This is a genomic window from Alteromonas sp. W12, assembly GCF_001924945.1.
GTDB lineage: Bacteria > Pseudomonadota > Gammaproteobacteria > Enterobacterales > Alteromonadaceae > Alteromonas > Alteromonas macleodii.
Genome location: NZ_LQXH01000007.1, coordinates 638,195 through 662,673 on the forward strand (window position 1 = coordinate 638,195; position 24,479 = coordinate 662,673).

Below are 24,479 nucleotides of genomic sequence, written 5' to 3' on the forward strand. Positions count from 1 at the left end.
AAAACCGCTTTTTCGTGCAGCTATCAGTTAATTGTATTCATCTAAACTCTGTTTGTTCGTTTTAATCAGAGGCATTGTCTTTTATAGTGAGCGTTCTTTAACATGGAGAAGTAATTAAAATGCGCCGTCTTTCATCATTTTTCGCTAAGTTCCTTATTGGAAGTTCAGCTATAACAAGCTTGGGTTTTTCTGGACTAGCATCAGCCAACGGATATGCAGTGGCAAATATTGGCTTTGGCAACGTAGATACTGAAATAGATAATGAGTCTGATATTAGCTATTCAGCTGCTTTAGGCTATCAATTTCACCGTCAGTGGTATGTAGAAGGTGGCTATATCTCTTTTATTGATACAGATAACGACGAACAATCAATCTCATCTAAAGGCCCTTATTTGGCGTTACTAGGTAAAGCGAGTAGCCAGAAAGGTGAGCTGTATTATAAATTAGGCGTGGCAAGCGTTGACATCGAGCACGCGTCGATAGATAGCAATACCTGTGGCCCAGAAGCCGCTGTGTGTGGATACGATGACACAATTATCGCAGGATTAGCTGGGCTAGGCTTCGATTACTACTTAGGCTTACAGTCGATGGTACGCGTGGAATACACCTACTTTGGTGGCAAAGATGATTTTTCTGCGCATATTGTAAATTTAGGTTTTCGCTACAACTTTTAGGTTGTAGTTATTAACTCGCATAGTCGTTTTAAATATAGGCCCTAGATAAATCCAAAAATCGTTTGATTGTGTAAAAATAGATAAATTCTCAACAATGGATTTACAATGAAAAACGAATTAGACAGCAAGTTCTTACTTCAGGTTTTCGACAAGATCCGCCAGCATGGCGCGAAAGAAGATGAACAGTATAAGCTTAATGGGATCACTGCGTTTACAGATCACGATGGCTATACGCTTTACATTGAAGACGTTAATGTGAAGCTGCAGTTCGGCTTTCACAATCAATACCATTTTGACTATGACTCAAAAGAACAATATGAATCGTTTGAGAAAAAGTTGAAGCAAATCGATAAAGAATACTAGTGACCTGATTTCAGTTTGTATTGATAACAAGCAATATGTTTCTTAAGCAGAGAAAGCAAGTATAGGCTTTCTCTGCTTAAGCGCTTCTATTAATCGCAAGAGCAATGTGGGCTGTCTGTCTAAATTAGCCCCACCAAAAACCTTCTGCTACAATGCCGCCCACTTCGTTTCAAAGGATACAGACATTGGCGGCGGCAATTAAAGCTCCTAAATTTAAACTAGCATTTTTAGGCCCTAAGTTTTGGCCTGTATGGTTAGGTGTTTTCGTTCTTTATATAATTACCTGGTTGCCTTTACCCGTGATACGCGCTATCGGTGGCGGTACCGGTAAACTTATCGCATTAATTGTTCCTAAACGGGCAAAAGTCGCAAAGCGTAACTTGACGCTCTGGAACCCTACACTTTCCGCCAGTGAAGTAGAGGCGCTTTACAAAGAAAATGTGCGGCGTACAGGCATGGCACTATTTGAAACTGCTATGGGATGGTGGTGGCCTAGCTGGCGCGTAAAACGAGCTATTGAGATTGAAGGCACTGAGCATGTTGAAGCGGCCCTTGCAAATGGCAAAGGTGTCTTTGGTATGGCACTCCACAATATGAATCTGGAATTTGCCTGTAGAGGTATTGGCTTCTTCCGTCCAAGCATCGCGTTTTATCGCAAACACAACAACCCTCTCGTTGATTACCTTCAGTATCATGGGCGAAACCGCTCGAACAAATACATGATTGATAAGCGCAACGCAAAAGCCTTACTTGCTGCACTTGACGATAAAGAACTTTGTTTGTATTTGCCCGACCAGGATTATGGCCCGAAACAAAGTATCTTTGTTCCATTTGGTGGGGTGAAAGATACCGCGACAACTACAGCAACGCTGATGTTTATTCGACGTAGTCACTCTGAGCCAATGATCATCACGTCGCAATACACCAAACGCGGTTACAAAATTAAAATCTATCCACCGCTTTCTCAGTTAGGCGATATGGAAGACGCTGAAGCACTAACATTACTGAATCAACATGTAGACGCTGCGGTTAAAGAACAGCCAGAAAGCTATTTGTGGATGCACAAGCGATTTAAAACCAGACCGGAAGGTAACCCTGAATCGCTGTATAAATCACTATAGCTGTGTATGAATAAACACCTAGCGATGAAAATTAGATAAATAGAATAATAGGCTTTCCGTTCGAAGGTAGACTAAAATAGAAGAATTATGCTTAAGTTCATACACATAGCATAAGCTGATTTTCGATTAAAAGTGGCTACACATTGGTAAGGTATGGGACAGACAAGTTATTCAAGTTCATCGTTTTGGGCAAAGCAAATTGGCATAGCAGCAGTGCTTGTGATCATTGCTGGCGTACTCATTTACATGCTTCAAACACAGGACCAAGAGCCTGTTCCGCAAGGGCAAGCGGAAGAAAAGTCTGTATCACGTGGGTTAAGTGAGTTCTATCGGGACTTCCGTATGTCTGCTACTGACCCAGCAGAAGATGAGCAGGGAGATTTTGTTCTGGATATTGCGGGCGTTGATCCTAATTTAGACAACAAGCTTGCACAAATGTCTAGCCAAACACGTCCGGTTGAAAAGAATTGGACCGGCGAACATAAATACCGCACGTTCCAGGAAGGGAACACACTGCGCGAAGCTATTTCGCAATACGCTCAAGCTGAAGGCATGCAGGTGATATGGAACCTGGAGCAAGACTTTGTTATTAAGCACCAGTTTCAATTGGACAACACGGTTGCAGGATCGCTTGCTAAAATTGCCAGTGCCATAGACAGTAGTTTTGAAGGGCAAGTAAAAGCATATTTATGTGCAGAGCAACGCTCGCTGGTGGTGACTGCTCAAGAAACAGAATTTCTCACCACCAACTGTCGTTTGGTTAGAGGTTAAGCTTCATCGCCTAGCCGCTACACGTGCCAAATAGTGCATTCCAGTGAATGGTTACTTGTTCTCGTATGGCATCTAGTTCTTCGCTCTGATCTGCGTACTTGGTATCAGCTAACGTTAAATGGTGGTATTGCTCTCGCAGCTTTAAATACGCCTTTTGCAGTTTGTGCGCAGTGGCGACATCAATAATGTTGGTCTTGGCTGCTGCGTCAAAAATGCGAAGATTGTCAGGATATTCTGTCATGACAGCCTGTGACTTTGCATTAGCGAGTACAAGATATTGAGCCATGAACTCAATATCGGTAATACCACCTACACACTGCTTTAAGTCTACCTTGTCGTTCTCCTTTGAAAGCAAGTGCTCCCGCATTTTTAAACGCATTTTGCACACATCGTCAGCCAACGTTTTAGCGTTTCTAGAGCGAGTTAGTATGGAACTTCTTACCTCCGTGAAGTCATTCAAAAGGCGAGGGGCTCCGCAAATGGCTCTTGCACGAACCAGCGCTTGATGTTCCCAAGTCCATGCTTCTTCCGTCTGGTATTTTTCGAAACCATCGATATGGCAACATAACAATCCCGCATTGCCAGAAGGGCGTAGACGCAAGTCGGTTTCGTATAATTGTCCAAACAACGTCTTCGTATTGAGAAGATGCATGATGCGCTGCGCCAACTTAATGTAAAACTGTTGCGCTTCAATAGACTTTTTGCCGTCTGTACTTATGCCGCGAGGAGCATTATGCAAAAACACTAAATCTAAGTCTGAGCCGTAACCTAATTCATACCCGCCTAGTTTTCCATAGCCGATCACGGCAAATCCTTTGTCAGTTCCCTCTAGGTGTGCTGGAACGCCATAGCGCTGTTGCATTTGCATCCAGGCAGCATCTACTACGTTCTCCAATATCACTTCAGCTAGCACCGTAAGCTTATCGCTCACGTTGTTTATAGGTAGTGATTCACTGATGTCGCTGGCGGCTATGCGAAGCTGTTGGCAAAGTTTGAACTGCCTCCATCCATCCATAAGCATTTCAACATCGTCTTGTTCAATACGAAGCATGATTTCACGCAGTTCCAGCTGATATTCCTGCTTGCTGGTATGGATATCGGTATTTTGCTGACCTAGGTATAACGGCGTGAGTAATTCGTCTAATAGTAACGGGAAGCGCTTAATTTCTTGAGCAATCCAGTCGCTTCGTTCACATAGCCTTACTAACTGTTTTAGTACATCCGGATTTTCAAGTAACAAGTCAAGGTAAGTGGTTCGGCCTGTAATCGCTTCTATAACACCGAGTAAACGGTCGAGTACTTGTGGGATGTAGTTTGGATGTTGGTTGATGAGCACATACAAAATTTCGGGAAGCAACTTATTTAACGTGTCTTCACCTTTTTGGCCTATGCGATAATTGCGTTGCTTATCCTTGAAGGCGACAAGAATAGAATATACGCCTTTAATATCGCTAGCAGACAGGTATTCGCCAAAGGTTTCAGTAAACTCATCCTCTAGCAATGAAAGACGCCACGCATCTTGGCAGGCAGTGAAAAGCTGGTCTTCTTCAGAGTGCGTATCATGAGACTCTTCTACTAACTCGTTGAAATGGGCATGAATACGCGCCATTACAGTATCTAAATGCACTAAAAATTCACTGTAAGAATCAAACCCCATGACTTCAATAAGCGCAGCTTGTTGCCAAGGTAACTCAGGAAGAGTCTGGGTCTGGCGATCTTGAGCTTGTTGAAGCGTGTGCTCTACTTTTCTTAGGAATAAATAGTCACTTTTTAGCTGTTGCGTTACGTCGCGTTCGACTATATCGAGTTCAGTTAATGCATCTAACGTGCGAAGTAATGACTTACTTTGTAATGCTGGCTCTCGTCCTCCGTGAATCAGCTGAAAACTTTGGGCAAAAAACTCCACTTCACGAATGCCACCTGCGCCGAGTTTTATATTGTTACTCAGTCTGCGTCTGCGTATTTCTGTGGCGATCAGCTTTTTCATGTTACGAAGGGCATCTAATGTGGTGAAGTCTAAGTAACGACGGAAAGTAAATGGGTGTAAAATGCTCTTTAACCATTTCACATCTTGCGAATTATCATCGTTAATCACCCGCGCTTTTACCATGGCAAAGCGCTCCCAGTGTCGCCCCTGGTCTTGATAATAATCTTCAAGTGCCGCGAAATGCATCACAAGGGGGCCAGAATCGCCGAAGGGGCGTAAACGCATGTCGACGCGGTAGACTTGACCGTCATTAGTCACTTTGTTCAATGCTTGGATTAGTTTTTGCGCGAGTTTGGTAAAAAACTGCTGATGCTCTACGCTTTTTCGACCACCTTGGGTTTCGCCTTTTTCCGGGTACGTAAAAATTAAATCGATATCAGAAGAAAAGTTGAGTTCCTTTCCTCCTAATTTTCCCATACCCAAGATATACATGTGCATGTCTTGGTTATGGCTTTGCGGTTTTCCATAGCGCGCAGCTAAATGTTGATAAAGCCAGTGGTACGCACCGTTAATAAGTACATCAGCTAATGCTGAAACCTGCATAAGTGATATTTCGATGGGTTGCTTGTTCAAAACGTCGAGGAAAGTAATCCGCGCCATCTCTTTATTTCTAAATTTCCTCAACACTTGCAGTAAGTCATCTTCGCTAGCGACGGTGTGCAATTCATTTTCTAGGTTTGCGAGATAGTCAGATGACATGGTATTGCCAAGAGATTTAAGCGCTTCACTTTTCTCAGGTGGTTGATAAGGCTCAACGATGCGAGAAACAAATGAAGGATTTTGAATCAATGTCTCAGCCAAGAAAGAGGAGCGCGTGAAGGAGAGCATTAGTTTTTCACAATGAGCCTCAATTACGGCTCTGTCACTTTCGCTAATTGCTGGCGCTGTTAACAACTGCTGCCAAAATTTTTCGGCAAGTTCTACGTTTGTCATGCTATTTTCGTTGTCTGTTGGCATAATGCTCGCGTCTTATGAGATATCGCTCGTGTTTTACGGTTGAATACTCACAATTGCCATTGCAAGTACTCAAAACAAGGTCTGCTAAGTGCGCTAACGTGCAGCTCTGCATTCAATGTGGTTAAGTGCCTGCTAACCCAGGGTGTGATCTACAGGTCATTTAGCCCTAACTAAAATAAATCTGAACAAGTTCGATGTCATCGTTGTACAAGTTTGTATTAGATGAACGCTATTCAATTAGCCATCACTGATTTTTCGAAACTACATCAAAAACTAATCAGAAGAACTTTGTGTGTTCAAGGAGCAAAGATAACGTGGAAGCCTTAGTAAAACTAGTACCTCTAACGCAAGAACTGCTGATATATCTCGCTATGGATGTCGCAATTGCGTTAGTACTGCTAATGATTATGAAGTGGCTGACGGGCGCATTTAGGAAATTCTCAGTAACAGAAGAGCTAGGTGTAAAAGATAACTTCGCATTTGGGATCAGCATTGCAGGTGGCATGCTTTCGCTGTGCATCGTCTTGAGTTCTGTCGTTGGACGCCATATCGGCATGGGTTATAAAGAAGCGGCGATTGGAATGGTAACTTTCGGCATTGTGGGCATTATATTGGTGAAGTTCGGACGCTTCGCTCACGATAAACTAGTACTTAATAAAGTTGATACGCATGCGATGATTGCCGAAAGGAGTGTGAGCGTGGCGCTGGTTGATGCGGCTAGTTTGGTGGCAAGCGCAATTGTTTTACGCAATATTATGGTGTGGGTTGATGGCAGCGACATGAACGCAATCATTGCTATTGTGACCGGCTTTACCGTAGTTCTGACCATGTTGCTTGTTATGACGCGTATTTTAGAGTTTAGATATGCAAGAGATAATCAAAACGACTCATTTCAAGGAGCGCTAGAGAAGGGGCAGTTAGCACTCGCTATCGAGCACACTGGTAATTTACTTGGAACTGCTATGATTGTGTCGGCAGCAAAGAATTTACTCATTTACAACCCATCAGGCTACGTGAGCAATATAACAGGTTGGCTGATTGTTAGTGTTGGCTTAGCAATCGCACTTCATATTTTGGTACTAGCGAGCAAAAAAATTATTTTATTTGGCATGAATTTCCGGCAGGAAGTCGACCAACAGCATAACGTTGGTGTAGCTGCACTTGGGTTTACCCTTAGCATAGGAAACGCCATGATCATTAACGGTGTCTTAGGCGGGTAGGGGAATACTCTTTTCTGGATAACGAACCTAACGAAACCCAACGTCTTAATCTTCAAATTGGGTTTTCATACACATTAGCTCATTGAGTTGCCCTTTACGAATAATCCCGTTTTTTTGAGGGCGGCTCATTCTCTTTACCTCATATTCAAGCTTTGAGGCATGTGACTTGTCAGTCATTTCGAATATGGCTTTAAAGGTCAGTGGTGCCTTACCTTTTAAGGCCTTGGCGCCCCCTTTTAACTCTCCTCGGTGTTGCGCTATGCGGCGCTTGGGGTTAGTGGTAATTCCTGTGTAGAGTTGGCCAAGCTTATTTTCAACTAAGTAGAGATACCACGTAGCTTTTGTACTTCCCTGGTGGGTATTGCCTGCGTTGGCTGGTATACTTTGTGCCAATGTAATTCAATGTATAGAAATTTTTCGTAGCTTTATATTAGCAGAATTAACTAGTGCTTGTTGACCTTTGCTGTACAACATAGATCAACCAGCCCTTAAGACTCGGCGTGAATATATTACTTCGATAATCGCGCGATGTTGGTTACCATATATACGAGAATAAGCGCGCTGTTTCGAATTCACGTGTTCGAACGCACATTTTTAATGGAAAAACGGTAAATTGCATGTACGAAAGTTATTATGGACTTAACTCGAAACCGTTTCAGTTAACCCCAGATCCAGAATTTTTCTTCGCAAGTAAATGGCACAAACGCGCCATGTCTTATCTACAGTATGGACTTTCTCAAGCTGAAGGGTTCATTGTTATTACCGGCGGAATTGGAACCGGGAAAACTACCGTAGCAAACAGCTTGCTTGAAGAAATTGAAGACGACATTGCGGCAGCTCAAATAGTTACGCCAAAGCTGTCGCCAGACGAACTGGTAAAAATGGTCGCGTCTAAATTTGATATCCCTACGGAAGGTCGCTCAAAAGCCGATATTTTAAAAGCGCTTGAAATTTTCTTATACGATCTAAACAAAGCGGGTCGCCGCGCCTTACTATTGGTTGATGAAGCGCAAAATCTGCCGTTAGAGACCATTGAAGAATTAAGAATGCTGAGTAATTTTCAGCTGAACGGCAAACCGTTGATTCAAAGCTTTTTGCTGGGGCAAGAAGAACTGCAGCCTATTCTACGCGCACCGAATATGGAGCAATTTAGGCAACGTATTGTGGCGTCTTGCCATCTCGCTCCGCTTTCATTGGAAGAGTGCAAAGAATACATTGAGTACCGATTGCACCACGCGGGATGGAACGGCTCACAGTTATTCAGTGAAGAGGCGTTTGAACGAATTCACATGTTCTCTCGGGGCATTCCTCGAAAAATTAATACCCTTATGGACAGGGTAATGCTTTATGGCTTTTTAGAAGAACTAGAGAGCTTTGACGCCGGCGCGGTAAACGAAGTAATTGAAGAAGTGAAAGCCGAAATGTTTGAGCCTGACAAAACGGGCGCAGAAGTGACGGAGCATATGGGCTTTGCTGACCACCCGGAAAGCCAAACTATCATGACACCTAAAGGCAATGTTATTCGCGACACCAAATACTACTTGGATATGTTAGCTGAATTAGTTGATGCCTTAGATGACGCCATTTCACAAAAAGTGAAAATGACGCAATACGTCGATAAGCTTATGAAAAAGAAATTTAAAACGTATGTCCGACTTAAGAGTGATGATAAGAAAGAGTGATACTTTCTTTGTAGCCACCATCATTTGATAAACAAAAAAAGCGCCATTTTACTAACGTAAAATCGGGCGCTTTTTTTGGAGTTTAGGTTACTAGTACCGCCTACAAACTGCAGCCAGAATATTGAAAAAAATTCAGTGAATTAGTCATAGGTGTAGGTAATAGATGCGCTTAAGCGTCTGTCGGTATAGTTGTTACCAAACTGTCCCCCAGCGTTCAAATCTCCCTCTTGTTTAAGGTACCTAGCATCAATACTTGCTTTTAACCGGCGACCGAACTCTCTTTCTAAACCTATGGATGCATTCCAGTTGTCGCTTTCGCCTCTAAATACGTCTTCTGAACCCTGACCCGTGATATTGGCGTAGTTAATACTGCTAGTTATGTTGGTATAGCTACCAATTTTATAGGCTACGTTTGTACCGAATGAGTATGTGCGTCTTAGTCTATCTTCGTCTAAGTAATCATCTTCGGCATATCGCCAAGAAAAAGCGAGGGTAATTCTAGAAAAGTCATAACCTGCTTGAAAATTTGCACTTTTTCGCAGAATGATGTTGTCGTCAAACTCTAGATTTTGAGAAGTAAGCTGCACCAATTGCTCTCCCGCGGAGGGTGTATAACTTAAGCTATTGGGCTGAAAACAGTCAGCAATGGATGTCGATGAAGCTGGGCAAACAAATACGCCTAAGTTCTCTGGATCAGCTAACAAGCGAGAAGTGTTTGTAACGTCTTCCGAATAGCTGAACGAGGTTCGTAAGTATTTGGAATTGTAGCTAATATTCGCTGATGCCGATTCACCATAAAAACGACGCCCGTATGTAGCCGCAATGCGAGTACGGGTACTCAAAGCCCATTGCATATCAACACCTACGAATGTTTCACCGTCGTCATCCTCTATATCGGAATCACTTTTATTTGCCGTAATTGAGATATAACGATTTTCAGCTTGTCGATAGGTCAAGCCCGCGCCATATGAATTAAACTCTCTGACTAAACTACCCGTGTCATTTCTGTCAGAGATCTGGTTGGCTTCGTGCCTTGCAGTTAAACGAATGGCCCAGTTGCCATAAATTCGAGTATCAATATAACCGTCACCGGTTCTCGACTCAAAGTCGCCTGCACTTGCTTGACCTCTCTCAGTATTCTGATAAGTACCTGTAACTGACCAGATGAAATACTTGGCTTCATCGCCGTTGAGTAAAGTACCTGAGAGTTGATAACTGTCATTATCCAGAGCATTGCTGTTAGTTAATGAGCGCTCCGATGCTGTATCTGAGTATGAGGCTGTGCCTTGCCCCCTTACCCAGTCGCCTTGATCTAGTGTAAGCGTAGAAGATAGTCGATTCGAGCGAGTTTTCGCCAAACTGTCAGAGTTTACAATAAAATCACTCACTAAAAAGTTAGCTGAATTCGTGTTTTGGTAATTTAGAGCCCCAGCCGCTTGAAAAGACAGTAGGTTTTCTAAAGGTACCCATTGCGCTGAATAGCTGTACTCTGCGTAATCTTGTCGCTGGCTAGCATCGTCGTTATCGCGCTCAAGATGGGTATAGGTACCAGACCACAACCCTTGAAATGTTCTTGTTTGATAAGTTGCGTTTACTCTTGGCGCCACAGTCACTGTTGTTAGTGAACGGTTGCCATTTTCCTCAGTATCGACACTTTGATAGATTGTTTCAGCTGTGGCAATAGCATTAACGTTAAGCTTTGCAAAAGCCGGTAGACTGGTTGCAACGGCTGCGGCAACAAGTGTCGGCTTTATTATTCTACTTTTACGCATTGTATCGCGCCTATTCGCTGCGCTCTGAGTAATAATACCCATAATATCCGCTTCCATCGGTGTCGTTATGTACAGACTTGTTCACTACAAATCCTATGGCCATTTCTGGGTTCAATCGCTCCACAGACATTTTAATATCGCCTATTTTTGCTTTGCCCTCTTCAACGACAACAACCGCTTGTCCTGCAAAATTAGCGAGAATAGCACTCTCGTTTATACCAATGAGAGGAGGCGTATCAAAAATAACTATTCGATCTGGGTATCTGTTAGCAAATTCATTCACAGTGTCATGCATTTTCTGGCTTGCTAGCAGTTCGGTAGACAAATGGTGCGACTTTCCTGCAGGAATAATTTTCAGCTTATCGATGTTGGTTGGGTACAGCACATCTGAAATATCGTCAACGTCCCCGGTCAAGTATTCCATTAGTCCTTTACGACGCTCTAACCCTAAAGTGTTTAATACATTAGGCTTAAGTACATCGGCGTCCACAAGAAGTACGGTTTTATCCTGCTCCGATGCGATACTCATCGCCAGGTTGGTTGCAGTGAATGTCTTCCCTTCAGAAGGGCGACTACTGGTAACCATAATAATGTTCGGGTTGTGAAGGGTTTTCGCTAATGAACCAAAAGCATTTGCTAAAAGCTTACGCTTTATTTCTCGGTACTCTTCATTAATTTGTTTTCTCTCACCGTTAAGCGAAATATGCCCATTCTTATCGAGGCGGGCAAAATCAATAACAAATTCGTCGAGTGGAGATTTCTTATTGATAAATTCCTTTTCATCAGCGATCACGGTTTCAGCAGGAAGCTCCGCGGGTGCAGGTTTGTCAATTGATACCTTCGACTCTTCAGGCAAGTTTGAATGATTAGCGTCTTCAAGCTTTTCTGTAGACGAATTATTTTGACTTGCTGCTTTCGCTTCTTTTTGTTTTTGAAGTGCTTTCTCAATTGTATTTTTCATTAAAGAAGCCCTCCAAATAAATCTATATTCATAATTTCGGCGGCGACCAAGGCACCGTACATTGCCAAAATAGTACCACTGGAAAGCAGAAACACTAAGAGTCGGTTTCTGTTTGTTTTATTTATTTGCTCAATGTTCAAGTGGGTTACAGTACCCCAAATAGGGTAATCTGACACATTGAGTAACTGCTTAGGTCTAATCAAGATAGGATTAAGTTGACTTATGAGAAATGCAATTGCAATGCCTGAACCAAAACCTATAACTAACACGGCGGTGTAAAAAATAAGCCTGTTTGGACCTGAAGGTCGCTTGGGAAGAAGCGGCGGCTCTATAATTCGAAATTGAAGGTCTTCTGCAGACACATCAGCTCTTCTTGAAAGATCAGCTGACTCTCTACGAGAGAGTAACTCTTCGTATTTTTGCTTTGTAACACCATACTCTCGGTTGAGCGAAGATGATTCTGCTTCAATTTGAGGAATTAAGTCTACTTTGCTTTCTAGTTCAGAGATCTTACGTAGTAAATCGGTTTCTTTTACCTGAAGTGAAGCAATTTGACTCTCTAGGCGACTAGCTTCGAGTTTTATCTCTCGATTTAATTCAGAAAGCGGTTGATTCTGCCCGTCGCCATCAGCACTTAGAAACGCTTTAATTTCTTGGTCACGAGACTTTTCTAAGCTATCTAAGAGCGCTTTTGTTTCAATAACGTCGGGGTGTAAATCTGTAAAGCGAAGGCTTAATCGGTCGAGCTCTTCTTCTAGCGCTTTGATGCGCTCATCATAACGGGTTCGGAGCACCGGTTCATCTTGGTTGGTTACTCCAAAACTATCATTTTGCTTTGCACTACTAATTTGCTTTTTAAGCGTTTCTGCTTGTTGTTGGGTTTGTCTTATTTGTAAGCGGGTAGCTTCAAGCTCGTCATTCAAGTTCTGTAAGCTGGAATAGTAAGAGCCTGCAAGTGGTAAAATGTCATTATACTGACGTTTAAAATTGGCTAACCTTTGTTCCGCTTCACTAAGGCGAGATTCATACTCGGCAATCTGCTCATCTAAAAAGCGTCCCGCGGTATCCGTATCTTTTCTGTTGTTTCCAAGCGCACCTTCTACAAACAGATCTAAAGTTTCCTGAACTACTCTTTGCGCCACAGCAGGAGCTTCATTCGAAAATGAAATGTTGTAGATGTTATCTCTTCCAGTTGAAGATAATTTGATGTCCTTTGTTAATGAAGTTACAAGAGATTCAAATTCGTTTTCTGTAGTAGTAGTAATGTCTAGGTCGCTTTCTCTGGCAATTTTCTCGACATTACTTCTACTGAGCAATGTTTTAGCCATCATCTGAATTTCTTGGTCGGGATTTGTTTGAATCGCTAACCCGCGAAGTAATGGTTGCAACACCGATCGAGTATCCACGAATACTTGGGCTTTTGAAGAGTAGACATCGGGAAGGCTGGCAACGTATAAAAAGCCAATAGGGCAGATAAGCCATGAAAAAATAATCACGTAACGCTTTTTAATCCAAACCCCTTTAATGTAATCAAGAATTTGGATTAGCGTTTGTTGTAAGTCCTGCATTTTATTATTTGTTCCGTTTACTGCTTTACAACTAGAACCAAGCTTCTGGAATAATTACAATATCACCAGGTAGCATATCGACATTTTTTGAGATATCACCATCTCTAATCAAATCGTCAATGTTTATTTCGAACGTTTTTTGTTTTCCGGCGATTACTCGAACCAGTTTCGCGTTATTGCCGTCTGCAAATTCCGTTAAACCACCTACGGCTATCATTAAATCCAGTAACGTCATGTGCTCGGAGTAACTTACCGCACTCGGATTTGTGGCTTCACCAATCACGCGAACCTGTTCACTCAAAGGGCCAGTGAAATTGTTCACACTTACCGTCACTCTCGGGTTGTTTATGTAGGTAGAAAGCTGTTCTTCTATTTCCCTGGCAAGCATTGTTGGCGTTCTACCAGCTACATCAATATCTTCCACTAGAGAAGTGGTCACTTTTCCGTCCGGTCGAACAATAAAATTGCCAGAAACCTCTGGATTTCTCCATACAAAAATAGTTAGGGAATCACCTGGGCCAATTAGATATTGGTAATCGTTAACATTGGTAGTTAGTGAAGGTCGGGTAGTTGCTTCGGGCAGAGTGCCAGTGTTACTGCAACCATTAAGACCGATAAGTAAAAGTGGAGCACAGCACGTTATTAGTTTTTTAAAGCGGAACATAAGAGATCATCCTACACTCATTATGGTTAATTTATGGCTTTTGCCGTTTACCCTACGGTAAATGTCACTATAATGCCAATAACAATTGTAGTCTATTGGAATAAATCCCTTTATGATGGGAAAAACGCCGCAGTTTTAGGGGGCCAGGGGTGGCAGTAAACAAGCGCAATCAAAATAAACGCTCAAATATACTAGTAATAACAGAAGCGTTGCTCATTGCTTACATGGGCTATATTTCTCATTTTATCCTTACGCAAATTGGAATGTCGCCGAATGTGGCGGTGGAAAAACTGATTATCAACGTAGGAATGCTTACAGTTTCAATATTGTTATGTTCGTTATCCGTTGGGTTGTATGAAGCGAAGTTAAGAGAAACTTTCCGAGGTATTATCCGTCGCATATTCGTAAGCGTGGGACTGAGTTATTTTTTAGTCGAAGTGCTAAGTCGAGCATTTTTTGATGACTTGGTCATGGATTCTTATTTCCTGCCGGCATCAGTTTGTTCAATTATTATAACCTTAGTTGTTTTCAGGTATTTCACAAACCGTCTCGGCTTGTTAGGCCTAGGGAAAGTGCGCATATTAGTCCTTGGGGCAGGGGAAAGAGCTTCAATTATTGAAAAGCGTATGCGCAGAGATGTGGATAGAATTGGGTTTGAGCTTGTAGGGTTCATCCCAATTCCAGGAGACAATCGCGAAGACGGAATTCGAAAAGAGAAGATTATACATCTTAAGGTAGACGAGAGTTTTCAGCAGTTCATTGCAGACAATGAAATAGAAGAAATAGTCATTGCTTGCGACCAACGTCGTGGAACGCTTCCTGTAGAAGTGCTTTTTGACTGCAGGCTGAGAGGGATTGAAGTTACCGAGCTCTTAGATTTCATGGAGCGAGAAACAGGGCAAATAGTGGTAAACCTGATGTACCCGAGTTGGGTCATTTATTCCAATGGATTTCAGAGCCAGAATTATTTGCGAGACGCGCTAGATTACACCCTCAACGCGTTCCTAGCGTTCATCATATTCCTCTTTGTTTGGCCAATTATGCTGATTACCGCGTTCATTATTTATTGCGATGATGGCAGACGTACAGGTGTGTCCGTTTTCTATAAACAAGAGCGAGTGGGGTTAAACGGAAAGCTTTTCAAAATAATTAAATTCAGAAGTATGCGACCTGATGCAGAAAAAGATGGCGCTAAATGGGCAAGCAAGAATGATGATCGCGTTACTCGTATTGGCCACTTTATTAGAAAGTACCGCGTAGACGAATTACCACAGCTTTTAAATGTGTTTAAAGGTGAAATGGCATTTATCGGACCTCGTCCAGAGAGACCTCAGTTTGTAGAGCAGCTTGTACGCGAAGTGCCCTATTACAATCAGCGTCATAACGTTAAACCAGGTTTAGCTGGCTGGGCACAGCTCAATTACCCTTATGGCGCCAGCGTAGAAGACTCTATGGAAAAGCTTAAGTTCGATCTTTATTACGTAAAACACCAAAGTTTGCTGTTAGATATTTTGATACTTATCCGTACGGTTGAAATTGTACTGTTTGGCAAAGGGCGATAATCATGAAGCTAGATAATCGACTCAATGCCATGACAGTAGATGTGGAAGACTACTTTCAAGTTTCTGCTTTTGAAGGCGTAGTAAACAAAAGCGATTGGGATTCGATCGGCTTGAGAGTGGGAGATAATACCCATCGCCTTCTAGATTTGTTTGCTCAAAATAACGTTAAATCGACATTTTTTACGTTGGGCTGGGTGGCGCAGCGCTGTCCGGACGTAATTAAACGGATAGTAAGCGAAGGTCATGAGCTGGCGAGCCACGGACTAGCGCATCAACGCGCTACAACGATGACCGAGCAAGAGCTTTTCGATGATATTAAGCAAAGCAAAGAGATTCTTGAAGATATAGGCGGTGTGGCGTTAAAAGGCTATAGAGCTCCGAGTTTTTCAATTAACGATTCGAACACGTGGGCGTACGATATCCTAAAGGAGCTCGGCTTTGTTTATTCTTCTAGTACTTATCCAATCAACCACGATCTCTATGGTGTACCAGATTGGCCGCGCTTTAAATACAAACGTGAGAATGGTCTGATAGAGATTCCAATACCAACAGTTCGTAAGAAAGGAACAAATATTGGGATTGGTGGTGGCGGTTATTTTCGTCTTTATCCTTATTGGTTATCTAAACGCCGTATTACTGAGTTCATGCAGTCTGAAAGTGCGCCATACAGTTTCTATTTTCATCCTTGGGAGATAGATGCTGATCAACCAAAATTTAATTCTGCTCCATGGAAGTCTAAAGCTCGTCACTACATCAACTTGTCAAGAATGGAAGGTAAAGTAGAAAAGCTACTTGGTGACTTTAATTGGGTAACTATGGCTAAAGCCTACGGAATTGAGTAAACCCGACACCTTCTAAATGAACTTAGGAAGCTAGTGAGATAGGATGCTGTAGCATGGAAAAAGGTGATAAAGTGACACAAGAAGAAAAAACAGGAAGCCAAGAACAGTCACTTTCTTTAGCGTTCGATAAGCAATTTTATTTATCGAGTGCATGCTTTCTTTTTTTATGGATTTGGCTCTGTTGGGAGGGATTAGTATCCGTAATTGATATCTGGTACGGAAACGAAATATTTAATCATGGATTCTTTATTGTTCCCGGCGCACTCTACCTTATTTACTTAAAAAAAGAGGAGTTAACAGCGTCTCCAAAGTCGACATCACATCTGTCTTTAGCCCTTATTATTCCTGCAATACTGTTATACGCAGTTGGTATAGCAGGTGACGTCCAACTCTTTGCACATACCGCGACATTTACCCTTCTTCCCGCGCTTATCTGGTTGCTAATAGGTGATGTTGCTGCAAAAAAAATCTTCTTTCCTCTTTGCTTCATGCTATTTAGTATCCCAGTTGGTGAGCAACTAATACCGTATCTTCAAGAAATTGCTGCAACAGGCTCAGTAACATTACTAAACTTAACTGGTATTCCTTTGTTTAGAAGCGGTTTGTATATTGAAATACCGCAAGGACGTTTTTTAGTAGCAGAAGCTTGCTCAGGCGTAAGTTTTTTCATAGCGAGTTTTGTTATAGGAAGCCTTTACGCTTATCTGAACCTACACTCATTTAAAAGAAAGATTATCTTCGTTTTCATTTCTTTAATTTTTCCTATAGTGGCAAATGTGATTCGTGTATACGGGATTATTCTTATTGCTTACTCAACTGATATGGAGTACGCAGCTGGTGCCGATCACCTTATATACGGGTGGTTCTTTTTTGCGTTTGTGATTATTTGTTTGCTTTGCATTGGTGAGTTTATGAGAAATGAGCAGTCCAAAGTTAATGATGATACAGCGTATTATAAAAAAGTAGAAAACCGAAATAGTGTTCTATTGACTGTATTTTTTATATTGGTCGCGTCAATAATTTGGACTAATTGGTTGATGCACAACACTATGAAAGAATCGCGTCGAGGCGACCCCGTATTTTCTCATTTATCTAATGAAGATTTATGCACACCCAGCAGAGAGTGGCAACCTATTTTAAACAAACCAACATATCAAGTTACCAAAGGGATTCAAACTAGTGATGAGTGCGTTACAGTTGTTTACGCTTGGTATGACGGTATTGATAATGAACTAGTTAGTTCACTAAATCGCTCTTACTCACCTGACATGTGGTCGCGTGAAAGCGCAAACTCTTTTAACCATATAAAAATTGCTAACACATCCATTGAAGTTACTAAATTGGCATCACCGTCTGGTAAAACGCGATTTGTAACTAAGTGGTTTGTTATAAATGAAAAGATTTTCAGTAGTGATTTAAAAGCGAAACTGTATCAAATTTATTTGGTGTTCTTAGGTCAACCTGTATCCGGAAGTCTGATTTTTGTTTCAAGCGAAAATCAGGAGTATGTACCTGAAGCTATTAGCACCCTTTATTATTAATTTAGGTCTGTATTTCTTTTTTAGAAAAACTCTAAAACCTCGCTCTGCACTAGAGAACCTTGTTAGATATGAAAAAGTTTATAAAGAAGTTGTTGGACGGAATGGTCATCGGCCTGGGCTTCACTATATTTTGTTTGGTTGTCGGCGGATTTATCTTTTATTTTTTCGCTGATTTCAAAACGAAAGCGAGTGTTCGAGCGAAGCTTGAAGATAAAGGGTTTGTTGAAGAGGTAGTACAAGAGCCTGATAGTGTACCAAGCACAGTGAAGCGGGCCTATATTTCGCCTCCTCTTGAAACTCCTCAAGGCTACGAAGAAATATGGGTAAGTGACTCTGACGAATTCATAAAAGCCATGAAGAAAGCGAATGAGCAAGGCTTCACAGCAGTAATTCTTGAACAAGGTAATTATAAGGTAAAAAATACTATATACGTAAAAGCTGAACATATTATGGTGAAATCAGCTACCGGAAACCCTTACGATGTGACTCTTGAGGGAACCGGCATGGCTAAAGGGGGAAAGGTAAAAGGAATATTTCGGGTTAACTCAAATTATTTTACGCTTGACGGCGTGACACTTACCGATGTGCCTAACCATTTAGTTCAAGTAGCAGGTGAAATTAACGCCAGTTATCCACATTTTCGCCACGTTATTTTTCAAGACTCCTATGAGCAGATGCTGAAAGTTTCTTACAATTACAAAACTAAGGAATCACAAAAAAACAGATCAATAGGCGGAATAGTAGAAGGTTGTATCTTCCAATATACAAAAGGTATAGGGCCGAACTATTACATAGGCGGCGTTGACGCCCTAGGTGCAGTTAATTGGACTGTCAAAAATAGTATATTTAGAGATATAGCAAGTCCAAAAGGTAGAATTTCTCAGCATGCTGTACACTTTTGGGATAATTCAGAAGATAACATTGTTGTAGATAATATCTTTATCGATAACGATCGCGCCATAGGTTTTGGAATGAGACTCCGCGATAGAGGGGTACGTTTTGCGCACAGAAATGGTGTAGCTAAAGGTAACGTGATCTACCATACAAATAATGGCGACCCTTTTGCCGACGTAGGTATAGTTGCGGAAGGTAACTTAGGATTAACAATAGAGGGAAACCACATTTATCAAATGCATCCTTACACCAACGCCATTGAATTCCGTTGGGATAACTCAACGGGTATAGAGGTCAGAGGAAACGCAACAAATAAGAGTATTCAGTCGCGCGATGGCGCGGATGCTTTACTCGAGTTAAATAATGAAAATTTATCGTTAGACGACTTTCTAATTAAGTTTCAGGTAAAATCAGATTCATTAAATGTCGCCGACTATAAACAACCTCTTCAAGGACAGTAGTAAATAAAATGAAAAAGGTTTTGTTACTCACCGAAAATTTTCCACCTATAGAGGGCGGTAGTGGACGTTGGTTTTGGGAGTTATATTCAAGGCTCCCTAGAGATAAAATTGTTGTTTGTACTCACCACTTTGACGAAGGTTTTGTTTTTGACAAAACGCATAATATTCCGGTTATCCGTTTTCCGCTCCACTCCCCAGAGTGGGGATTCAAAAGTATCTCTGGTCTGCGCTTTTATATTGCCTGTGTAAGAAAACTTTTAAAGATTATCAAAGAGTATGAAATAGAAGAAATTCACTGCGGTAGAGTTATTCATGAAGGCGTTACTGCAGGGATTGTAAGCATGCTAACTGGTACCCAATTTCGATGTTATGTTCATGGAGAAGATGTTGAAACTGCTGCTACAAGCAGGGAACAGTCTTTTTTGGTGCGCAGAGTTTGTAAGTCTGCGAGGCAGCTTATATGCAATAGCTATAATTCGCGTAACTTAGTTGTTAGTTTAGGTTTTGAAAACGATGATAAATGCTCGGTTTTGCATCCAGGTGTAGATGTAGAACGGTTCAAACCAAGTCCACCAGACCACGAGTTTCGAAACGAGATGGGGTGGAGCAATAGAAAAATATTGCTCACCGTTGGGCGCCTGCAGCAGAGAAAAGGGCAAGATTATTTAATTAAGGCCATGCCAGACCTTATCGAAGCCACTCCTGATTTACTGTACGCCGTAGTGGGAAGAGGAGAGTGTGAAGAAACTCTTAAGAACTTGATTGCCGAATTAAAATTAGAAAACCACGTAAAATTGTATACTGACTTAAACGATGAATATCTAATTAAGTGTTATCAACAATGTGATTTTTTCATTTTGCCGAATCGAACCATCGATAATGATATTGAGGGGTTTGGGATGGTCCTTGTAGAAGCACAGGCCTGTGGAAAACCTGTCATTGCTGGTAATTCCGGAGGAACTGCTGAGACTATGGTAATAGGTGAGAGCGGCGAAATAATTGATTGCTCTTCTCCCGAGAAAATATCAAAAGAGCTAGCACCATTACTGAATTGTTCAAAGTTATCAAGCTATGGGGACAAAGGGGTTGAGCACGTGAGGAAAAACCTCATTTGGGATACTCACGTCAAAAATGCTCTTGAGATTTTCCGACGATGACCGTAACGCGCAAGGTCGTTAGCAGTGCTATGTTTGCAACATCAGCTAAATTGCTGAGTAAGGCCTTAGGTATTTTGAGCACTATAGTACTTGCGCGTATATTAGCCCCAGAACAATTCGGCTTTATTGCAATAATTAGTATAGCGTTATACTTTTTTGACATTCTTTCCCACACAGCTAGTGAGCAGTATGTAATACAAAGGGCTGTAGTCACTAAAAAACAATTAGACACTGCATGGTCGTTAAACTTAATTGTGAAGATTGTGATAAGCGTGGTGATCGCTTCAACAGCTCCTTGGGTAGCATTGTTTTTTGAACGTCCAGAATTGTCTAATGCAATAGCGCTAAGCTCAATAATACTTCCAATTCAGGCGTTAAAATCTCCGCTCTATATTTTACTTAAACGACAGCTTAAGTTTTCCCTTCTTTTTTGGAGTTCACTAATTGAGCGAGTGTTAGCAGTCCCTTTTTTGATAACACTTGCAATTTCTTTTAAAAGTTACTGGGCTTTTGTAGTGACCGATATTTTCGCTGCTGTAGTTGCAGTTATAATTTCATATATTATTGCTAAAAAGCGTCCTTCTTTTACTCTAATAGAGCTCTCTACACAGTGGGCGTTTTCTAAATGGTTGTTGGCCAAAAGTATAGTGGGTTATACACGTTCTCAAATAGACACAGTAGTTGTATCGAGAACTTTTTCCAGTGGAGTATTAGGGAATTATCATATGGCTAGAGAGCTAGCCATGATGCCAGCGCATTTTCTGCTTAGTCCTGCTATCGAACCTTTACTAAGTGCGTTTAAAAACGACAAAGATAGAACAGACGAGTTACTTAACAATGTTGCTTTTACTTTGATCGCTGTTCTAATAGTAATAATTCCATTATGCGCTTATATTTGGAAATTTTCCGAAGAGTTAGTTTTTCTCTTTCTAGGTGATAATTGGAATGAAGCAGGAAAGCTCTTATCGATATTATCGTTTTTGTTTTTGTATTGGACATTGCTTCACGTAGTTGAAACTGCGCTGATTGCCCAAGAAAGGGTTAAGCTACTTTTTTATTTTGACTTATTTTCACTTGCTCTTATCACCACTAGCCTTTTAACTGGTGTTTACCTCTCTCTTTCAATAGATGAACTTGTGTGGGTAAGAGTGGGTTCGGGGCTATTCGGTACCCTCATTTTGTTGGGAGTACTCTTTAGCGGCCATGTGCAAAGGCTAACCCCTGTTGTCTTGGTTGGTGCGGTGGTAAGTTTTGTCTCTTACCTGTGGATTGGTATTGAACGATACAAACTGAATACTGATTCTTATTGGCGTTTGGTAACTGAATTAATTCCTCAAGGGCTTTTGCTATTAGCTTTTGTCGTTTGTTCGATTCTCACGCTCACACTATTTACAAAGCAGCATCACCTAACTAGGTTGATTAGCGTAGTTCGCGCTTCTGTTATTAAATAAAGTGAAAGTATCTAGAGTTCTAAATGAGCAACTTTTAGTGTCAACAAATTCTCATAATATTAGTAGAGTAATACAGGATAGGGAAGAGAAATGAGGTATCGTGGTGATATAGATGGCTTGCGTGCAGTGGCTGTTCTACCTGTTGTCTTTTTTCATGCGGATTTTGGCTTTTTCAATGGCGGCTATCTTGGTGTAGATGTATTTTTTGTAATAAGTGGCTTTCTTATTACTAAGATTTTAATTTCCGAATTTGAAAAAGAAACTTTTTCTATCCAGAGCTTTTATGAACGACGAGCAAGGCGGATTCTACCAGCGTTGTTTTTTGTGCTAGCAATTACAACGATTTTAAGCGTCGTTTTCATGAACCCTGTTCAGTTGAAAAACTATAGTCAAAGTTTAGTGTCCGTGCTGTTATTCATTTCTAACCTGTTTTTTTATTTTGAAATCGATTATTTCTCTAGTGCGGCAGAAGAAATGCCTCTTCTTCACACGTGGTCACTTGCAATTGAGGAGCAGTTTTATCTCATATTTCCCCCTCTAATGTTCGCGCTTTTTAAATTCAACAGACATACAGTGCTAAGTTTGCTACTAATTACAGCGTTAGTTTCGTACGCAATCATGCTCGCATTAGGGGAGTTTTACAACCAATCTTCTAGTTTCTATTGGCCGGTGGCTAGAGCGTGGGAGCTAGCGGCTGGTGCAGTGTGCGCTCTCTTGATTGGTAAAATAAAACCGAATAAGTGGTGTCTCAACAATGTAGGCTTCATTTTGCTGCTTATATCTCTAATATTTTGGCCAAAAGAAATTGTTCACCCTAATGGCCTTGTTATGTTACCTGTTTTAGCTACTTGTTTTATAATATTGTTCCCTAATGAGAATACCCTTTCTAATAAAGTTCTAACTAATAGAATTCTAGTATCGATAGGCTTGATTTCTTACTCCCTTTATTTGTGGCACCAGCCTATCTTTGCCTTTTTCAGAATGAAAACTGTTGGACATCCATCTCACTTAATATTTACTCTAGCAATACTTCTTTCGTTTTTGTGCGCATATGTTAGTTATAAACTTGTGGAAACCCCATTTAGAGACAGACGCCGGTTTAGTAAAGAGACTATATTCAAGTTTTCACTCGTAGGTGGTGTTTGCTTCATCTCAGCGGGTTTATTTGGTCATTTCTCAGAAGGTTTACCAGAACGATATCATGGTTATGAATCATATGCGTCAGATGGGCCTTCTTACAGCCCCATGCGTGATAGTTGCCACTCTAGCGACAATATGTATATTAAGCCAAGTAACTCTTGCACTTACCCTGACGGTGGAAATGTCTCTTGGGCGGCTTTTGGTGACAGCCACATCGTAGAATTATCTTATGCAATGTCAAAGATATTAAATGAAAGAGAGCAAAGTATAAGCCATCACAGCTATTCGGGGTGCCCTCCTGCACTAACCTACCAGGCCTCATATCGCAAGCGGTGCAACGAATGGATAAATTCCACGCTAAGTTATCTAGAACAGAATGAAAATATAAAGAATGTATTAATAGGTTTCAGGTACAGTTTTTATCTTTACGGCGAACATATGCCCGACTATCCTAACGTACCAGTAAAAATAAATAATTTCATTGCTGATCAATCTAAAATATCAAGCGAAGATGCACTAGAAGTCTTTTGGGGTGATTTAGAAACTATTATCAAGAGGTTGATAAAATCCGGTAAAAAAGTATGGCTTGTTTACCCAATACCTGAATTACCTATGGACATAAGCAAAGGTGTGCACCCTTTCTCTATTTTTAATGACGAAACAGTATTGAATTTAAAAGTTGCGACGACAAAAAGCTACTTTTTAAAAAGGCATGAATATATTTTGAAAAAACTCAATGCGTTTGAGAAGCAAGCCTCTTTAATCCCAATTAATGTGTATGAAGAGCTTTGCAATCAGGAAGGATGCCCAGCGATTATTGATAATGAAAAGCTCTATTTTGATTACAACCATTTAAGTGTAAGTGGTGCGGAATTTGTTTTAAAAGAAGTTTTTTAATATGAATACGCGAGCGAAATATTCTATGAAAATAAATAAAATGTTGGTCTGTACTGATGAATCTTATACAAAATTTTCTAGGGAAAAATGAATGAAGCTTATAAGTTACAATTTATCTTTAATTCCTATCTCCGTAGCTAGTATGATTTATAAAGTTTTTTATAAAGATGATAAAACCTTTTCACGGAAACTTTATCATCATTTATCTGGGGCCATATATATACATATACCTAAAACTGGCGGTAATTCCATTGAGAAGTCATTAGGGTTGCTGAAAACCGGTCACAAGCCCTTAAAATCATTTGAACTATCACTTTCGAAAAACGAGTTCTCAGATGCTTTTATTTTCACTGTTGTAAGAGACCCTTATTCTCGATTGGCGTCAGCATACTACTACCTTAAAAGTGATAATATCTCTGAAGAAGATAAGGAGTTTAGAGATAAAACGCTTCGCAATTATCCCTCCTTCGAGATTTTCGTAAAAGATTACATTAAACATAAAGGTGCTTACGGCTATATCCACTTTATACCGCAAGTAGAGTTTATTAAAAGGTGGAATGGAAAAATTCGATGTGACGAAATTATAAAGCTAAAAAATTTAGAAAATGAATTCGAAAATTTGCGGATTAAACTAGGTAAGAACGATTCGACACTAATTCATAAAAATAAGACTGTGAATAAAACTGATTACCTCTCGCAATATGATGAAGAAATGAAAAATATTGTCAGAGAAGTCTATAGTGAAGACTTTGAAAAACTAGGCTTTTGATATGTCTTGTAATCTAACTTCTAAA

At 40.9% G+C, this 24,479-nt stretch carries 20 protein-coding genes; 14 read left to right on the forward strand and 6 right to left on the reverse strand.

The window, feature by feature from the left end; genetic code table 11:
- Nucleotides 1–119 precede the first annotated feature (119 nt).
- The 4 genes from AWH61_RS10305 (at nucleotide 120) to AWH61_RS10320 (ending at nucleotide 2,929) form a co-directional block, all read left to right on the forward strand.
- Entirely contained in the window at nucleotides 120–674 is a 555-nt protein-coding gene (locus AWH61_RS10305; RefSeq protein WP_075177003.1) for an outer membrane protein, read from the forward strand.
- Between the two features lie 105 nt (nucleotides 675–779).
- Nucleotides 780–1,037 (forward strand): DUF3081 domain-containing protein, encoded by a 258-nt coding sequence (locus AWH61_RS10310; protein ID WP_014950255.1) that lies wholly within the window; start codon nucleotides 780–782, stop codon nucleotides 1,035–1,037.
- A 185-nt stretch (nucleotides 1,038–1,222) separates the two neighbouring features.
- Nucleotides 1,223–2,158 carry an LpxL/LpxP family Kdo(2)-lipid IV(A) lauroyl/palmitoleoyl acyltransferase gene (lpxL, locus tag AWH61_RS10315; protein ID WP_075177004.1) on the forward strand — a complete coding sequence of 312 codons (936 nt, stop codon included), beginning with the start codon at nucleotides 1,223–1,225 and terminating at the stop codon, nucleotides 2,156–2,158.
- A gap of 153 nt (nucleotides 2,159–2,311) precedes the next feature.
- Nucleotides 2,312–2,929, forward strand: coding sequence for a TcpQ domain-containing protein (locus tag AWH61_RS10320; RefSeq protein WP_049587172.1), 618 nt, complete (start codon nucleotides 2,312–2,314; stop codon nucleotides 2,927–2,929).
- A gap of 10 nt (nucleotides 2,930–2,939) precedes the next feature.
- Here AWH61_RS10320 and glnE read toward each other — a convergent pair whose 3' ends face one another.
- Complete coding sequence (glnE, locus tag AWH61_RS10325) at nucleotides 2,940–5,873, reverse strand: bifunctional [glutamate--ammonia ligase]-adenylyl-L-tyrosine phosphorylase/[glutamate--ammonia-ligase] adenylyltransferase (protein ID WP_075177005.1); 2,934 nt, start codon at nucleotides 5,871–5,873, stop codon at nucleotides 2,940–2,942.
- 314 nt (nucleotides 5,874–6,187) lie between these two features.
- Here glnE and AWH61_RS10330 point away from each other — a divergent pair, with 314 nt between their 5' ends.
- Nucleotides 6,188–7,093: a DUF350 domain-containing protein gene (locus AWH61_RS10330; RefSeq protein WP_075177006.1), complete on the forward strand. Its 906-nt coding sequence runs from the start codon at nucleotides 6,188–6,190 to the stop codon at nucleotides 7,091–7,093.
- Between the two features lie 45 nt (nucleotides 7,094–7,138).
- Here AWH61_RS10330 and AWH61_RS10335 read toward each other — a convergent pair whose 3' ends face one another.
- Nucleotides 7,139–7,486, reverse strand: a complete 348-nt coding sequence (locus AWH61_RS10335; RefSeq protein ID WP_014977101.1) for a GIY-YIG nuclease family protein — start codon at nucleotides 7,484–7,486, stop codon at nucleotides 7,139–7,141.
- A 224-nt stretch (nucleotides 7,487–7,710) separates the two neighbouring features.
- On the opposite strand from AWH61_RS10335, the gene AWH61_RS10340 reads away from it, so the two are divergent.
- Nucleotides 7,711–8,775, forward strand: coding sequence for an XrtA/PEP-CTERM system-associated ATPase (locus AWH61_RS10340; protein WP_075177007.1), 1,065 nt, complete (start codon nucleotides 7,711–7,713; stop codon nucleotides 8,773–8,775).
- Between the two features lie 140 nt (nucleotides 8,776–8,915).
- Here AWH61_RS10340 and AWH61_RS10345 read toward each other — a convergent pair whose 3' ends face one another.
- Genes AWH61_RS10345 through AWH61_RS10360 form a run of 4 tightly spaced genes read right to left on the reverse strand, consistent with a single transcriptional unit; the run spans nucleotide 8,916 to nucleotide 13,740 of the window.
- Entirely contained in the window at nucleotides 8,916–10,589 is a 1,674-nt protein-coding gene (locus AWH61_RS10345) for a porin family protein (RefSeq protein WP_075177008.1), read from the reverse strand.
- Nucleotides 10,558–11,508 (reverse strand): XrtA-associated tyrosine autokinase, encoded by a 951-nt coding sequence (locus AWH61_RS10350; protein WP_014977098.1) that lies wholly within the window; start codon nucleotides 11,506–11,508, stop codon nucleotides 10,558–10,560. Before AWH61_RS10350 ends, AWH61_RS10345 begins: the two co-directional genes overlap by 32 nt.
- The gene (locus tag AWH61_RS10355) at nucleotides 11,508–13,076 is read right to left on the reverse strand and encodes an XrtA system polysaccharide chain length determinant (protein ID WP_014977097.1); all 1,569 of its coding nucleotides are present in this window, start codon (nucleotides 13,074–13,076) and stop codon (nucleotides 11,508–11,510) included. Before AWH61_RS10355 ends, AWH61_RS10350 begins: the two co-directional genes overlap by 1 nt.
- 31 nt (nucleotides 13,077–13,107) lie before the next feature.
- Nucleotides 13,108–13,740, reverse strand: coding sequence for an XrtA/PEP-CTERM system exopolysaccharide export protein (locus AWH61_RS10360; RefSeq protein ID WP_014977096.1), 633 nt, complete (start codon nucleotides 13,738–13,740; stop codon nucleotides 13,108–13,110).
- 149 nt (nucleotides 13,741–13,889) lie between these two features.
- On the opposite strand from AWH61_RS10360, the gene AWH61_RS10365 reads away from it, so the two are divergent.
- The 8 genes from AWH61_RS10365 to AWH61_RS10400 all read left to right on the forward strand — a co-directional run bounded on the left by AWH61_RS10365 (nucleotide 13,890) and on the right by AWH61_RS10400 (nucleotide 24,454).
- The gene (locus AWH61_RS10365; protein WP_014977095.1) at nucleotides 13,890–15,302 is read left to right on the forward strand and encodes a TIGR03013 family XrtA/PEP-CTERM system glycosyltransferase; all 1,413 of its coding nucleotides are present in this window, start codon (nucleotides 13,890–13,892) and stop codon (nucleotides 15,300–15,302) included.
- Nucleotides 15,303–15,304: 2 nt separating this feature from the next.
- Nucleotides 15,305–16,144, forward strand: a complete 840-nt coding sequence (locus tag AWH61_RS10370; protein WP_075177009.1) for an XrtA system polysaccharide deacetylase — start codon at nucleotides 15,305–15,307, stop codon at nucleotides 16,142–16,144.
- A 53-nt stretch (nucleotides 16,145–16,197) separates the two neighbouring features.
- On the forward strand, nucleotides 16,198–17,685 hold the full coding sequence (xrtA, locus tag AWH61_RS10375; RefSeq protein ID WP_075177010.1) for an exosortase A: 1,488 nt from the start codon (nucleotides 16,198–16,200) through the stop codon (nucleotides 17,683–17,685).
- A gap of 68 nt (nucleotides 17,686–17,753) precedes the next feature.
- The gene (locus AWH61_RS10380) at nucleotides 17,754–19,040 is read left to right on the forward strand and encodes a right-handed parallel beta-helix repeat-containing protein (RefSeq protein WP_139308984.1); all 1,287 of its coding nucleotides are present in this window, start codon (nucleotides 17,754–17,756) and stop codon (nucleotides 19,038–19,040) included.
- 8 nt (nucleotides 19,041–19,048) lie between these two features.
- A complete protein-coding gene (locus tag AWH61_RS10385; RefSeq protein ID WP_075177012.1) occupies nucleotides 19,049–20,197 on the forward strand; it encodes a glycosyltransferase family 4 protein in 1,149 nt (382 codons plus the stop codon).
- A gap of 29 nt (nucleotides 20,198–20,226) precedes the next feature.
- Nucleotides 20,227–21,648, forward strand: a complete 1,422-nt coding sequence (locus AWH61_RS10390; protein ID WP_170870502.1) for an oligosaccharide flippase family protein — start codon at nucleotides 20,227–20,229, stop codon at nucleotides 21,646–21,648.
- 90 nt (nucleotides 21,649–21,738) lie between these two features.
- A complete protein-coding gene (locus tag AWH61_RS10395) occupies nucleotides 21,739–23,685 on the forward strand; it encodes an acyltransferase family protein (RefSeq protein ID WP_075177014.1) in 1,947 nt (648 codons plus the stop codon).
- A 91-nt stretch (nucleotides 23,686–23,776) separates the two neighbouring features.
- Entirely contained in the window at nucleotides 23,777–24,454 is a 678-nt protein-coding gene (locus AWH61_RS10400; RefSeq protein WP_075177015.1) for a sulfotransferase family 2 domain-containing protein, read from the forward strand.
- Nucleotides 24,455–24,479 lie beyond the last annotated feature (25 nt).